The organism is Microscilla marina ATCC 23134 (genome assembly GCF_000169175.1).
GTDB classification, from domain to species: Bacteria; Bacteroidota; Bacteroidia; order Cytophagales; family Microscillaceae; genus Microscilla; species Microscilla marina.
Genome location: NZ_AAWS01000009.1, coordinates 20,995 through 34,876, shown reverse-complemented (window position 1 = coordinate 34,876; position 13,882 = coordinate 20,995). Strand labels below are relative to the sequence as shown.

The 13,882-nt window shown below is 38.7% G+C and carries 9 protein-coding genes; 6 read left to right on the top strand and 3 right to left on the bottom strand.

What is annotated here, in order from left to right; translation table 11 throughout:
* Positions 1–288: 288 nt before the first annotated feature.
* Positions 289–1,170, top strand: coding sequence for a class I SAM-dependent methyltransferase (locus tag M23134_RS09590; RefSeq protein WP_004155435.1), 882 nt, complete (start codon positions 289–291; stop codon positions 1,168–1,170).
* Positions 1,171–1,232: 62 nt separating this feature from the next.
* Here the strand turns inward: M23134_RS09590 and M23134_RS09585 are convergent, their stop codons facing one another.
* Positions 1,233–3,383: a 7TM diverse intracellular signaling domain-containing protein gene (locus M23134_RS09585; RefSeq protein WP_004155433.1), complete on the bottom strand. Its 2,151-nt coding sequence runs from the start codon at positions 3,381–3,383 to the stop codon at positions 1,233–1,235.
* Between the two features lie 397 nt (positions 3,384–3,780).
* Here M23134_RS09585 and M23134_RS09580 point away from each other — a divergent pair, with 397 nt between their 5' ends.
* Complete coding sequence (locus M23134_RS09580) at positions 3,781–4,629, top strand: SGNH/GDSL hydrolase family protein (protein WP_004155431.1); 849 nt, start codon at positions 3,781–3,783, stop codon at positions 4,627–4,629.
* 163 nt (positions 4,630–4,792) lie between these two features.
* The gene (guaA, locus tag M23134_RS09575) at positions 4,793–6,349 is read left to right on the top strand and encodes a glutamine-hydrolyzing GMP synthase (RefSeq protein WP_004155430.1); all 1,557 of its coding nucleotides are present in this window, start codon (positions 4,793–4,795) and stop codon (positions 6,347–6,349) included.
* 629 nt (positions 6,350–6,978) lie between these two features.
* On the opposite strand, the gene M23134_RS37795 is transcribed toward guaA, so the two are convergent.
* Both M23134_RS37795 and pyk read right to left on the bottom strand, forming a co-directional pair.
* Entirely contained in the window at positions 6,979–9,222 is a 2,244-nt protein-coding gene (locus tag M23134_RS37795; protein ID WP_004155429.1) for an alkaline phosphatase D family protein, read from the bottom strand.
* Positions 9,223–9,741: 519 nt separating this feature from the next.
* Positions 9,742–11,169 carry a pyruvate kinase gene (pyk, locus tag M23134_RS09565; protein ID WP_004155427.1) on the bottom strand — a complete coding sequence of 476 codons (1,428 nt, stop codon included), beginning with the start codon at positions 11,167–11,169 and terminating at the stop codon, positions 9,742–9,744.
* A 431-nt stretch (positions 11,170–11,600) separates the two neighbouring features.
* Between pyk and M23134_RS09560 the strand changes: the two genes are divergently transcribed.
* From M23134_RS09560 to rnc, 3 genes are read left to right on the top strand one after another with little or no spacing between them, the layout of a single operon-like run.
* Positions 11,601–11,837, top strand: a complete 237-nt coding sequence (locus M23134_RS09560) for an acyl carrier protein (RefSeq protein ID WP_004155426.1) — start codon at positions 11,601–11,603, stop codon at positions 11,835–11,837.
* A 16-nt stretch (positions 11,838–11,853) separates the two neighbouring features.
* Complete coding sequence (gene fabF, locus M23134_RS09555; protein WP_004155424.1) at positions 11,854–13,107, top strand: beta-ketoacyl-ACP synthase II; 1,254 nt, start codon at positions 11,854–11,856, stop codon at positions 13,105–13,107.
* The gene (gene rnc, locus M23134_RS09550) at positions 13,107–13,853 is read left to right on the top strand and encodes a ribonuclease III (protein ID WP_004155422.1); all 747 of its coding nucleotides are present in this window, start codon (positions 13,107–13,109) and stop codon (positions 13,851–13,853) included. The genes fabF and rnc overlap by 1 nt, the downstream gene beginning before the upstream one ends.
* The last annotated feature ends 29 nt before the right edge of the window (positions 13,854–13,882 follow it).

Sequence of the window (13,882 nt, the reverse complement as noted above, 5' to 3'; positions counted from 1 at the left end):
TAAAAAAGGTTTAAAATTATATTTTTAAGCTAAAACTGATTTCATACAAACCTTATAACTAGCAACGAAGTTTTATTTAAAATTGTTTTTGTCAGCCTTTAACACGCATCTAACCTTTCCCAATAAATGATTCCCTCCTCTATAGCCAGTACAATCTTGCTTACATATACAAACACACTTAGCAACAACATTTTCTTAGAATCATCCAATGTTTTTTTATCTTTGTAAACATTGAATATCTTGAGGGTTTAACCACCTGGAATTATATTACTTTATTTAAGAACCACAATGGAAACAGTACGGCAACTAAAAAAGATCATTGAAAAAAATGGTCCTGACCGAAGCGACTATGGTATGCTTGATTCACTTTTACACAACTTAACGGATCAAGATTTTGTTGCTATTCAACAAAGTGACCTATTAAAAAACGCAGACTTGTTAAAAGATGATAAGTCAATCATGGGGCACATTTTTACTAAACCCTATGGTTATGCAGGTGATTTTCACATCATAGATAGGATATACACCCGCAACTTGAATAACAATTACGTAAAATGGGATCAATACTCGCTGGAGAACTCGGCTGCACAAGCAGTAAGAAATCGTAAAAGTTATTTTCAAAAACTAATGCACAAAAAAGTCAAAAATTGGACGTCTGACAAAAGCATTGAGTTATTAAATGTGGCAAGTGGTCCGGCAAGGGACTTAAAAGAGTTATACGACCAGTTGTACAACAAAAGCATCATCAATACCACTTGCGTGGAAATGGATGCCAAAGCCATTGTTTATGCACAAAACCTTAATAAAGCCCACCTGAATCATATCAACTTTATTCAAAAAAATATTTTCAGGTATAATGATACAACAAAATATGACGTGATTTGGTCAGCGGGTTTGTTTGACTATTTCAATGATAAATGTTTTGTGAAGGTATTGAACAAAATGAAAACCTGGCTTACACATCAAGGCGAGATCATCATCGGAAACTTTAACCAAGACCACAACCCAAGCAGAAAATATATGGAGTTGTTTGGAGACTGGTTTTTGGTTCATCGTACCAAAGAAGAAATGATTCAACTTGCTGAAAAAGCAGGGTTTGACAGAAAGAATATTACTGTAAAGAGTGAAGCCGAAAATGTGAATTTGTTTCTACACATCAAACAAGGTTAAAAACTTGTTTAAAATTCTTTCGAATGATCACCTTAAGGTTGCCATATTATAGGTAGCCTTTTTTATTTACTTATATCAACCTTAATTCCAATCAAGAGCATATCGTCTACTTGTGCTTTGTCTCCTTGCCAGTCTTTTATTGTTTGGGCTATAGTTTTCTTTTGTTTTGCCAAACTTAACGGTTGCACCTCTTTCAACAATTCACGTAACCTGCCAGGCGTAAATTTTTTATCGTTTCTACCACCAAACTGATCTTGCAATCCATCTGAAAATAAATAAAAAGTAGTGGGCTGTTCCAGCGAAATTTCGTGTGATATAAATACACTGTCATTGTTTGTTTGCCCTTCTCCTATTTGATTGCCGCCTACCGAGTAACGACTAGCTTTGATATGCTCTATTTGCTTGTTTTGGTAATACACCAAGTGATTTTTTGCTCCAGCATAACACAATTTTTTATTGGTTTTATCAATGGTTACTAAAGCGATGTCCATCCCATCACGGTTATTAGTATCTTCCTGTTTTAAAGTGTTCCATATATGTGTATGCAACTTAGTCAGTATTACATCGGGCGCTGTCACTTGTTCGGTACGTATTATTTCGTTCATTACTTCAATACCAATCATCGACATCAAGGCTCCCGGTATTCCGTGCCCAGTACAATCTACTGCTGCCACTACTAGTTTTTCGCCTACTTGCTGAAAGTAATAAAAATCACCTGAGACTTTTTCAAGTGGGTTAAAAAAGATAAAGAAGTTGTCTTCTCCCAACATATTTACTACTTTTTTGTCAAGCGATAAAGCGGCACTTTGAATGGTTTGGGCATAGTCAATGGAGGCGTTCAAGTGTTCATTTTTTTCGTGTATATCTCGATAAGCCTTCCGTAAAGCACTGTGTATCTCACTCAATTCTTCTGCTTGGGTCTCAAGTTCTTCTTTTTGGTTTTGTATTTCTCTGGTACGTTCTTCTACTTTTTGTTCCAGCACTTCTTTTTGCTCTCTTACCAAAGCAAGGTTGGTAGCCTGGGCAAATTCTTTTTCTTTTTTCAATGAATTAAGGCGATCACCCAAGGCTAAACCAAAGATTAAGGCTTCTACTCCAAATCCTACATACATAATTTGTTGGGTAAATACGTTAATAGGGATGATGTTATTTACAGAAGCAATAAAGATGAACACCCCTGTAATAGCAAAGCCCCAACCCAAGGTATAAAAACGAGCTTTTTTGTACCCTTTGAACCACAAGTAAATGCCACAAACCAATAGGCTAAAATAGAATAATATAATAAACAACTGGTAGGGAATCAATAAAGAGGTAAAATTGGAAAGTGGCAACAGGTTGAGGCAGGGAAAAACGACGACTAGGATTAACATTAAAAGTAATAGCCACAACCTGACTTTAGGAGCAGCTTGCTGCAAATCAAGGTAATGTACAGCAAATAAGTAAATAAAATAGAACGCAATGCCATGCCAAACAAAGAAGTAGTCCCAAAAAAAACGATGTGAAAACAGTGAATATCCGCTGTCAAAAGTAATGTTAAACATAATACCTAACAGCGCCAGAATGTAGTACACATATACTTTATCTTTGGTAGCATACCATATAAAAGAGTTATAAACCACCATAGAAAGAATAAGGATCACAAAACCTGCCACCAGATAATCAAACATACGAAAGTAACGGGAAAAGGCATATACTGACCCTACATGAAAAGAATGCACATGCGGAAACTTACCCAAAACCCTTAAATAAAGTACTTTTGTGCCAGTGTCATTGGCACGGACAATACGTATACAATAGTTTCCAAAAGCAGATGCTCTACCTTTGGTGGGTCTGAGTGCTCCCAGTAATTTAGGGGAAGCATACTTTAACAATGAGTCGCTAATTAGGGGGGCATAAAAATCAGCGTACCATACTCCAAATGAGTCACCTATTTCAAGCCATACATCTTCATCTAACCGATTTTGTACGGTAATTTTAAACCACACCACCGGAGTATTATACCGAACAACACCTTTGTGATTCTGCTTAAATTTTTGTTGGCTCGATGGGGTCAAAATATCGTGTAGGGTGAGTCTGCCAGATTCATCTTCTAAGAACTGAACGTTTTTACTACCCAGCAACAACTTTCTTTTTTCTTTAACAAAGATAGTATCCTGTGCTGCAGTAAAATGACAAAAACACAAAAAAGATATAAGTAACGCAGTAATCTTCATTGGCGTTTCTGATGCTTTTTAAGGTTATCAAATAGGCTAAGATCAAAAGGTATGCAGATTTTAATGCGATCAATCTTTATTCATTGATTAGTTTGGCTCAACGCCTAAGTAGAAACAAAACGATTCCATAAAAGAATCAAAAAGATTATAAAACAAACATTTCGATTAAACCATCTTCTACCAGTGCCACTACAAGAAACGAAGAAATGATGGCAATTTGACCGATTTTTGCACAATAAAAGCCGTCTCTACAATTAACCAATGCTTTGTCAGTTATTTGTACGTCAAACTATAGCTATTTGATGTAACTCTTCAGAAATAAGCCCAAAGTAGTTGGCTGTTTTTGCTGCTTTCCTGTTGGTCTTATACGCTGACCTAATCAAAATTTGAAAATGTCATGTATTTTGCTTTGTTCTTGCTACTGCTTGTAGCTGTTCCATTAGGGATATTTATTTACCTCTACCGTCTTGTCCAATCTTTGCCCCTCAACCACCCAGTAGCATTTCTCGAAGAACTGGAACCTGGAGATGAGCGTCAAATTGTAGTTTGTGCTGGTGACGACTTAACTCAAGGCAACATGGGAGCAAACTATGTAGATATTCTGGAAGATAAACTTGACCAACGCTTGTACCATGTGGTCAATGCTGGCGTTAATGGTGATTTATCTGAACACCTTGTCAATCGGCTGGATGAAATCATTGCCTGTAACCCTACCCATGTAGTATTGTTGATTGGCACCAATGACCTAAATGCCATGCTGGATGATAAAAATATGGCAACTTATCGCCAACTCAAAAAAATCAGTGAAAAACCTCTAACAGATCAATACCGAGAAAACGTAAGCCTCATCATTGAAGCACTGAAAATGCGTAGCCGGGCACGGATTGCCATTATGTCTATACCCCTTATAGGCGAAAAACTCAATGATAAAGCCAATGCTCAAACACAGGCTTATGCCGAAATCATTGAACAGTTGGCAGCGTTCCACAAGATTACTTATTTGCCTTTGCAAGAAAAACAACGGGCGTTTTTAACTAAAACCAAATTTAGCCCCAAACGCAAATACAAGCCTACTACCCGCTTGGTAGCCACAACTATGTTTAGAAGGTATGTTCTAGGACAAAGCTTCGACAAGATTGCCGCATTGAATGGTTTTTTGATGACCCCTGACTATTTACACCTCAATACCTTTGGGGCAAATATGGTAGCTGGATTGGTAGCTGATTTTGTCGAAGGACGTGCTTAATCATAGGTCTTTGACTATTGACTTTATTTATCATTGACAGAATTTTATAAATAATGTGTAAAAAAGGCATAGACACTAAAGTCTTATAGTGATCACCTCACAATTAAAGTAAAATTTAAAATCACTCATTGGCAAAATCCTTTATTCGAACTACCTTTGCCTCATGAAGCCAAACAATACCAAAACACAAATTCTAATCTTCGATTTTGGGTCCCAATATACCCAATTGATCGCTCGTAGGGTACGCGAGTTGAATGTCTACTGTGAGATTCTTCCTTATAACAATGAGATTTTAAACAATGCTGAAAGCTTGACTAATGTCAAGGGGATTATTCTGTCAGGGAGTCCATGCTCAGTACTTGACACTGGAGCTCCTACATTTCCATTAGCAAAATTTCAAGGCAAAGTTCCCTTGTTAGGGGTGTGCTATGGCGCACAGTTGATGGCACACAAAGCAGGTGGTAAAGTACAACCTTCGGCTACCCGCGAATACGGAAGAGCTAATCTACACTTTGTACAGAGTAATGCTACTTTATTTAAAAATATTCCAAGCAACTCACAGGTTTGGATGTCTCATGGAGACAGTATTATTGATATTCCTGAAGGTTTTGAGATACTTGCCAGTACCGCATCTGTAAAGGTAGGAGGCTATAAAATTGCTAATCAGGATACCTATGGTATACAGTTTCACCCTGAAGTAACCCATACTACTGAAGGCAAACAGTTGTTGCAAAACTTTGTGGTAGACATCTGTGGTTGTGAACAGACCTGGACTCCTGATTCTTTTATTGAAACTACTGTAGCTGAACTAAAAGCCCAAATAGGCAACGATAAAGTAGTGTTAGGGCTTTCGGGTGGAGTAGATTCGTCAGTGGCTGCCGTACTTTTACATCAAGCAATTGGCAAAAACTTATATGCTATTTTTGTAGACAATGGCTTGTTGCGTAAAGACGAGTTTGAAGAAGTACTGGAGTCTTATAAAGGCATGGGACTCAATGTAACTGGAGTAGATGCCAAGCAAGATTTTTATGATGTACTCACAGGCTTGAAAGACCCTGAGCAAAAACGTAAAGCCATTGGTGGTAAATTTATCGATGTGTTTCAGGCAGAGGCCAATAAAATACAAGGTGTCAAATGGTTAGGCCAAGGCACGATTTATCCTGATATTATAGAGTCAGTTTCAGTCAAAGGGCCTTCAGCTACTATTAAGTCGCACCATAATGTAGGTGGTTTACCCGAAAAAATGGACTTAAAAGTAGTAGAACCACTCAATACATTATTTAAAGACGAAGTTCGGAGGGTAGGTAAGAGTCTTGAAATTGATGACAAAATCTTGGGTCGTCATCCTTTCCCTGGTCCAGGACTTGCCATTCGTATCTTAAGTGACATCACTCCAGAGAAAGTAGACATTTTGCAACAAGTAGATGCTATTTTTATCAACGGCCTCAAAACCAGTGGTTTGTATGATGACGTATGGCAGGCAGGTGCTATGTTGCTTCCCGTACAATCGGTAGGAGTAATGGGTGATGAACGTACTTACGAAAATGTGGTGGCGTTACGTGCGGTACATAGTTTGGATGGCATGACAGCTGATTGGGTACATTTACCTTATGAGTTTCTTGCCGAAACCTCTAACAAAATTATCAATAAGGTAAAAGGGGTAAATCGGGTAGTATACGACATTAGTTCAAAACCACCTGCTACTATAGAGTGGGAATAATTTTTGGATAGCTTATATATTGAATGTACATAACAGGGGACACAAGGTCCTCTGTTGTTGCTTAAGGAACGTGATCGCCCCGTAAACGGGATTTCGGGCATAGCCCTCAACAATAACCCCGATAAGAAATCGGGACTTTGAAGCTGTCCGGTTTATAACATATTAGCTTCGCAGAGCTTGAACTTCGTTCTGCGGTTCTCTTTACTGACTTTCGTTACTTTTAGCCTTTGGCAGAGCTCGGCGCAGCAGGGCTGCAGCCATCGGTTTTCGCCGTAGCTATGGCTACGACTGCAAAAAGTGCCTCAGTCGAGTATACGCCCTCAATCTCGACACTTATTTTGAACACGTTCCTAAGTCCTTTTATCAGTGACGTAACTTGGTTTACTTTGCCAGCCCATACAGCAAGTGCTCTCTAAACGAAGTTCGCTTTTTATTTGAGTTGTAAGGTTTAAAACATAAAAAATGCCCCCGCATGTAGAGCTTTGCAACTTCACACACTAAGGGCACGGTCACATACTGAATCAGCATGTGATTTTTAATATACATTAAATAAGGAATAAATCCAAATATAGAGTAATAAAATCACACATTCTATTTTGTGATTAGTACCTTATCATTCTCAATCAAAGTTATCGTCTAATCAATAAACGGCGACTTACTGATTTGCCTTGAGTAATTACTTTATAGATATAAGTACCTGCCTTAAGGTCGTTTACTCCAAAAGTAACATTGTATAAGCCCGCCTCTTGCGATTGGCTCAACACACTTTTTACCAATTTGCCTTTATTGTTATAAATCAAGATTTGAACTTTACCATCTTGTGCCAAAGCATAGTGCAAGTTGGTTTCAGTATTTGCCGGATTAGGATAGTTACCTACTACCAACAAACCAGCTCCAGTATTATGGTTGCTTACACGCTTGTTTAAAGGTGTAGTAGGTGCAGAAGCAGTATAAAGGTTACGGTTAGCAGCAGCACGGCTTGCTTTGCGTAAATAACGTTCGTTGTTGCGAACATACCAGCTTTGTCCATAACGTTGGCTATTGTTACGAGTCTTGATGTCGTTCATATAAAACCAGTCAGCTTGAACTCTGTCTGAGTTTACATCTATCACCATATAACCGTGGTCTTCAAGATTACGCTCCTTCAAGTGAGGGTTTAATACATCAAGCAAACCACTGGCAACAAAACCAGCAAAATCACCGATCAAGCCTAGATCTACAAACTCATCAAAGTTGGCTGAGGTGACACTTGAGGTTACAAACTCTACCATTGCTGAGTAACGCTTACCAAATAAGGCATATTTCCATTGTGAAGTAGGCACATCAGCCGCAAAAGTAGTGTGGATGTCACCTGTTACCACTACCACATTTTTAATATTCTTATCCATCACATAATCAATGATTTTACCTCGCTCGTCCTGATAGCCATCCCAGGTATCTTTGATGTCAAAACCATTGAAAGGGAAAAACATTACTTGGTTTCCAATCAACTTCCACTTAGCCGAAGAGCTGCTTAATTGTGTTTTAAACCAAGCAAGTTGCTCAGCTCCCAACATGCTTCTTTGGGCTGTAGTACGCGCTTGCTGATCAGGACTGTCTTTTTGTGCTTTCAACAACAAATTTCTCAACTTTAGAAATTCAGGCTGGGTTTTTACATCTTTACTTTGTTTGCGGGCTTCTACCCACTTTACTAAAGTTTTAATCGCAAAGTCGAACTCCTCAGTGGTCAGGGCATTGGGAGCTTTTTGGTTGCCAGTGTTGACATTTACCATATAAGGTAAAAACTCTTTCAACAAAGTGGTCAACTTGTCGCCTTCGGTAGTGCGGCTTCGTGACAATTCGCGGGCACGTGCTTCTAGTTTTTTAGCTGTGCTTTTTCTAAATAAACCGCCTCCTGCTTGTGCTTCACGTCCTTCTATACGTGTGTCTAGCATAATCAAGTCTACCAAGTTGCCATAGCTTATCTTACGGTAAATACGGTTTTTTACTAGGTCACTGGTGCGCACTGGCATCCACTCAAAATATGCCTTAAAAGCATTGCCTTTACGTTTGCCCCAGCTTCCTTCATTACTTTGGTGGTTTTGAGCACCATCTTTATAAGCATCATTGGCAAATTCGTGGTCGTCCCATACTGTAACAAAAGGCAACTGCTGATGCAAACGACGCAATTGAGGGTCTAAACGGTAGTAAGAATAGCGAATACGGTAATCTTCTAAGGTAATAATTTCGTGGCTTGGCTCGTGGGTACGTCCTACCTCATCGGTATAACCAAACTCTCCAGTAGCGTATTCATAGATATAGTCGCCCAGGTGAATCACCGCATCAATATCGTTGCGTTCGGCAATGTTGCCATACGCATTAAAGTAACCACTCTGATAGTTAGAGCAAGATACCACCACAAAACGTAAGTTTTCTACATTGGCAGTAGGTGCAGTACGGGTACGTCCTACCAATGAGTTTCTACCCAAAGCACTAAAATGGTAGTAATAGGTAGTTGCCGGCTGTAGTCCATCTGCATCTACTTTTACCGTGTAATCTTTGGCTTCATTGGTCACTACTACACCAGAGTTTACAATATTTTGCATTTTTGGATCAGTGGCTACTTGCCAAATCACCTCTATATTGCCAGGAGTATCAGGGGTAACTCTTGTCCACAGAATTACTCGGTCAGACAAGGGGTCTCCAGAAGCCACTCCGTGATAAAAAGGAGCCAAACCTTGATCAAAATAGTTGTGTAATTTTTGGGATGTTTTACCCGAAGTAGTACGAGTAATTTTTACAATACGTGTTCTTTGATTGTTAGCCATTGTTTGGGCAAAGCTATAGCTTACACCCACCAGGCATAAAGCCAGGGCTAGTAAAAATTTCTTCATCTGTTTTATAAGGTTTAAGTTTAAACTACAAGGTTGCTCGTGACCAACAACAACAGGTCGTTTATCACGCATTTACAACCTAGGCAAACATTAATAAGTGTATGTATCGATACTCTAATCACAGTCAACACATACACTACATTTGTGTAAAAGGGTAAGTAAATTTTATGGGAGCAAAGGTGGGAAACAGATGTTACGCCAATATTTTGTGAAGCACAAGGCTTTGTCTTTTTTGCGAGTAAAAATGGGTAATATGTGGTAAATTTTTAATCTTAGTTTGATCTCTATAGGTTGATTTTATAAAAATGAACTCTGGTCATTTACTACACCATAGTGTACAAGGTATCTAAGGGTTATTTTATCCCCTCAGGCAAGTTACTATATTGTTATCAGTGGTTAAGTAAGTGTATTATCTTTTAATGGCCTGATCAGCCTCTTATAAAAAATAATCCAGACCAAAACCTGTCACAGTTTCAATCTGGATTATCATATCTAATAAATTATATTGTATCATTCTCTCTAAATTTGAGACAATTTAATAGTATTGGTTCGTTGGCGTTTGGCTATAGGCATACTTGCCAGGTTGATGCATATATCCCCTCTTTGGATGTGTTCTTCTGTTTGCAAAAACTCTAACACTTCGTCAAAAGTATCATCGGTAGAGGTAAACTTATCATAATAAAAAGCTCTTACTCCCCATACTAAACTTAAGCGATTGAGCAGTTTTCGGTTTGCTGTAAAAATAAAGATGTGTGCTTTAGGGCGAAAACGAGCTACCTGAAAGGCAGTATACCCCGACTGTGTCATGCCTAATATACCCTTGGCGTGCGTATCTTGAGCCAACACACAAGCAGCGGCTATAATACTATCATTATAAAAAGTAGGTGACTTACGGTGCAGCACTTCTTTTTTGTGGTAAATGCTTTCTGTTTTTTGCTCCATGATACGAATAGTCTCGTTCATGGTTGTCACTGTTTCTATAGGGTATTTGCCTACGGCAGTTTCTCCGCTCAACATCAAAGTATCAGCCCCGTCCATTACCGCATTGGCAATATCATTGGTTTCGGCACGGGTTGGACGTGGGTTATCAATCATACTCTCCAGCATTTGGGTAGCAATGATCACGGGTTTACCTGCCTGGCGACACTTGTACGCCACCATTTTTTGAATAATGGGAACCTCCTCTATTTTCACCTCTACCCCTAAGTCACCACGGGCGATCATGATAGCATCGGTAGCTTCTATAATTTCGTCAATCTGAGAGATTGCTTCTGGCTTTTCTATTTTGGCAATTACTTTAGTTTCTTTGCCTTGCTGTTTGATAATATGCTTAAGCAACAATACATCTATTGGCGAACGCACAAAAGACAAAGCAATCCAGTCTACCCCTTGCGCCAAGCCAAACATCAGATCTTTGGTGTCTTTTTCGGTTAACGAAGGGGAAGAAATAGCAGTACTTGGCAAGTTAATCCCTTTTTTAGACTTAAGCTGTCCTCCATATATTACCTCAGCTACTACTTCTTTGTCTTTGATTTCTATTACCTTTAGCTCAATCTTACCGTCATCTATCAAAATCTGGTCATCAGGCTTTACATCTTTAATCAAGCCTTTGTATGTAGTATATATACGTTTTGCGGTAGACTTGACAGGCTCATTGGTAATCACTACTTTTTTGCCGGGTTTCAATATTTCCTGATCAGAAGCTACTTCCCCCAAGCGTATTTTAGGTCCTTGCAAATCCTGAAGAATACAAATGTTCAGGTTATGTTCCTTGTTTAATTCTCTGATGTACTGAATCACCTTCTTATGCTCATCGTGTGATCCATGCGAAAAATTTAAACGAAACACATCTGTACCAGCCAATACCATCTCAAGAAGTTTCTCTTTGGTATTAATTGCAGGACCTACAGTAGCAATTACTTTTGTTTTGTTAAAAAATGGTTTCATTTTAAATGATTAAATGTGTTTGAATTTTGTTTTAAGCGTTTTCCAATTGTGTTATTGGATGGCAATATGCACTAAATTTTGAGCAAATAGTGCCTCTATTTTGGCAAACCATTACAATATATTGGTAATACTGCCAGAAATTGGGTTTTAAACAGCACTGAATCACCTGCATAAACCCTTTAAGCGCAAAAGCCTGCTTTCAATAGACATTGTACTTAAAGAGTTGCTGATCACTGCCCTACCAAAATCCACTATCTACCACACCAAAAAGAGAATTTGCTCAGCAAAAGCCAAATTAGTAAGAAAAGAGAATTAAAATTAACATTCCTTCAATTTCCAGCAAAACAAATCATGAATCGATAAAATTGTTTGATAATATTATTTTTAATGTATTTCTTTGCAAAGTTTTTTAACTAAACTATTATTGAAAAATGTCAGATATCGCACAAAAAGTTAAAAATATCATCATTGACAAACTTGGTGTAGAAGAGTCAGAAGTTACTCAGGAAGCAAGTTTCACAAACGATTTAGGTGCCGACTCTCTTGATACTGTTGAACTGATCATGGAATTTGAAAAAGAATTTGAAATTTCTATTCCTGACGATCATGCTGAAAACATTGCTACTGTGGGGCACGCTATCACCTACTTAGAAGAGAACGTTAAGTAAAAAATAAACTCTGTTTATGAATTTAAGAAGAGTTGTAGTAACTGGATTAGGCTCACTTACTCCTATTGGTAACACTGTATCAGATTTCTGGGATGGGTTGAAAAATGGGGTAAGCGGGGCTGCTCCAATTACTAATTTTGACGCTGAAAAATTCAAAACTCAATTTGCCTGCGAGGTAAAAAACTTCAATGTCAATGACCACATTGACCGCCGCGAACACCGCCGCATGGATAAATTTGCCCACTATGCTTTGGTTGCCAGTGAAGAAGCAATCAAAGACGCTCAACTTGACCTTGACAAAATCAATAAAGATAGAGTTGGTGTAATATGGGGAGCGGGCATTGGAGGTTTGAAGTCATTTCAGGATGAAGTCTCAGAGTTTGCCAAAGGAGATGGAACTCCAAGGTTTAATCCGTTTTTTATTCCTAAGATGATTGCTGACCTAAGCGCAGGTCATATATCTATCAAATATGGTTTTAGAGGTCCAAACTACGTAACTGTTTCGGCTTGTGCTTCGGCAACCAACGCCATGGTAGATGCTTTCAATTATATCCGTTTGGGTAGAATTGATTTAGCAGTATCTGGTGGTTCAGAAGCAGCTATTACTGAATCAGGTATAGGTGGTTTTAATGCCCTAAAAGCGCTTTCGCAAAGAAATGATTCTCCTGAAACGGCCTCACGCCCTTTCGATAAAGACCGAGATGGTTTTGTTATGGGAGAAGGTGGGGGTGCTCTTATACTAGAAGAATACGAACACGCCAAAGCTAGAGGTGCTACTATATATGCCGAGTTAGTAGGTGGAGGAATGTCTTCAGACGCTTACCATCTTACAGCCCCCCATCCAGAAGGTTTGGGAGCTATTAATGTGATGAAAGATGCATTAAATGATGCAGGCATTGCACCCGAAGCTATAGATTATATCAATGTCCATGGCACTTCTACTCCTTTGGGAGACTTAAGTGAAGCTATAGCCATTCAAAAAGTGTTTGGAGAGCACGCATATAATCTGAATATAAGCTCTACCAAATCAATGACCGGACACCTGCTAGGTGCAGCTGGTGCCATAGAGGCAGTAGCAAGTATCTTAGCCATCAAACACCAAACAGTTCCACCTACTATTAATCATGTAACTGGTGATGAACAGTTTGATCAAAAGTTGAATTTTACATTCAACAAAGCACAAGAACGAGAAGTAAACTATGTCTTGTGTAACACGTTTGGTTTTGGAGGTCATAACTTTTCTTTAATATTTAAAAAATTAGAAATGTAGTGATTTTTAGATTTCTATCTAAACTACTTCGTAAACATTCCAAAGAAGAAAAACGGCTTGCCATAGCTATCAAGCAAATCATAGGACACAAGCCGTTTAACCTTGCTCTTTATCAACTTGCCCTAAGTCATACATCGGCATCCAAATCGCTGCAAGATGGATTTAAGGAATCGAACGAGCGGCTGGAATATTTAGGCGATGCCATTTTGGGAGCTATAGTTGCCGACTATCTATTCAAAAAATACCCATTCAAAGAAGAAGGCTTCTTAACCGAAATACGTGCGCGTATCGTTAACCGTGAGTCATTGAATCAACTTTCCCGCAAAATGGGCATACAAGACTTGATTCGATATGAGGGTAACCCCAAAAGCAACTTTACTTACAAGTCAATGGGGGGTGATGCTCTGGAGGCTTTAGTAGGTGCTGTATACCTAGACAAAGGCTTTCATTACTGCCGTAAATTTGTTGTCAGAAAAATTGTGCTGGGTCACCTCGACCTGGATGATATTATAGAAAATAACCAAAACTATAAAAGCATTATCATCGAGTGGGCACAAAAAAACAATCGTGACCTTAAATTTGAAATTGTTAGAGAAGAAGGTTCCAAACACCAACGTCAATTCATAGCCCAGGTCATTATAGATGATGAGCCAGTAGCCAAAGGCTCAGGCTTTAGTAAGAAGAAGGCAGAACAAGCTGCCGCCGAAAAAACCTGTCGCACCCTTAAACTTAGCAGTAGGCCATAAGGCTTATGTAAATAAGATTTTTACATTTA